2 protein-coding genes are annotated in these 1,050 nt (G+C 67.5%); both read left to right on the top strand.

The genetic code is table 11. The annotated features are described in order from the left end of the window. Positions 1 to 539: two-partner secretion domain-containing protein (locus ABEA07_RS19180; RefSeq protein WP_345539818.1), on the top strand; the 539-nt coding region annotated here is incomplete at its 5' end. A gap of 47 nt (positions 540 to 586) precedes the next feature. Continuing rightward, positions 587 to 1,050, top strand: a 464-nt coding sequence (locus ABEA07_RS19175) for a POTRA domain-containing protein (RefSeq protein WP_345539817.1), incomplete at its 3' end; no start/stop codon positions are given.

Below are 1,050 nucleotides of genomic sequence, written 5' to 3'. Positions count from 1 at the left end.
CCCCCAGCGCTGCCGGGGTCTCGCGCAACCTCTACAAGCAGTTCGACGTCCCGGCCCGGGGCGTGATCGTCAACAACGCGCGCTCGAACGTGCAGTCGGCGATCGGTGGCTGGATCAACGGCAACCCCTACCTGGCCACCGGCCCGGCGCGCGTCATCGTCAACGAGGTCAGCTCCAGCAACCCCTCCCTTGTCAACGGCCCGGTCGAGATCGCGGGCCAGCGTGCGGAGTTCATCCTGGCGAACCCGTCGGGCATCTCGGTGAACGGGGGCACGTTCATCAACGCAGCCGGGGTGACGCTCACGACGGGAGCGCCGCAGTACAACGCCGCGGGCGGACTCGACAGCTACGTCGTGCGAAGCGGCCAGGTCCACCTCGACGGGCTGGGCCTGGATGCCAGCAAGGCCGACTACGCCGCCATCCTTGCGCGCGCCGTGCAGATCAATGCGGCGCTGCATGCCAAGGATCTGAAGGTGGTGACCGGAGCCAACACGATCTCGGGTGATCACCCAAGTCGGGCCCTCACTTCAGCCAATTAGAGAAAGGGAAGGGAGTTAGTTTGAATCGCAATTTATGGGCCGCCGCCATGGCGGCCGGTCCGCTGCTGGCCTGGGCCCAGCATTTCCCAACCACACCGCAGCCCTTCGTCGAGCAGCAACGCCAGCAAGAGCGTGCACGCGCTTTGCGCATGCAAAACGAAGGCACACTCGATCGGCGTCCCCCACGGGCGACACCGGCACCGGCCGAACGCATCCCCGAGTCCGAATCCCCGTGCCATCGCATCGACCGCGTGCGATGGGTCGGCGAGCAGTCCGACGCCTTTCGGTGGGCCGTGGCCGATCTCTCGGGCCCAGAGCGCAATGACGACCCCGTCGGCCGCTGCCTGGGCGCCAGGGGCGTCGAAGTGGTCCGCGCGCGTGCCCATCAAGCCGTCGTCGCTCGCGGCTACATCACCACCCGCGTGGAGATTGCGCCGCAGAGCCTGTCGACCGGTACCTTGAGCTTCTCACTGGTGCCCGGCCGCGTCGCAGCCATTCGCACAACGCCCGA

It is taken from the genome of Variovorax defluvii, from assembly GCF_039541515.1.
GTDB classification, from domain to species: Bacteria; Pseudomonadota; Gammaproteobacteria; order Burkholderiales; family Burkholderiaceae_C; genus Variovorax; species Variovorax defluvii.
This window is presented reverse-complemented; position numbering and strand designations above follow the sequence as displayed.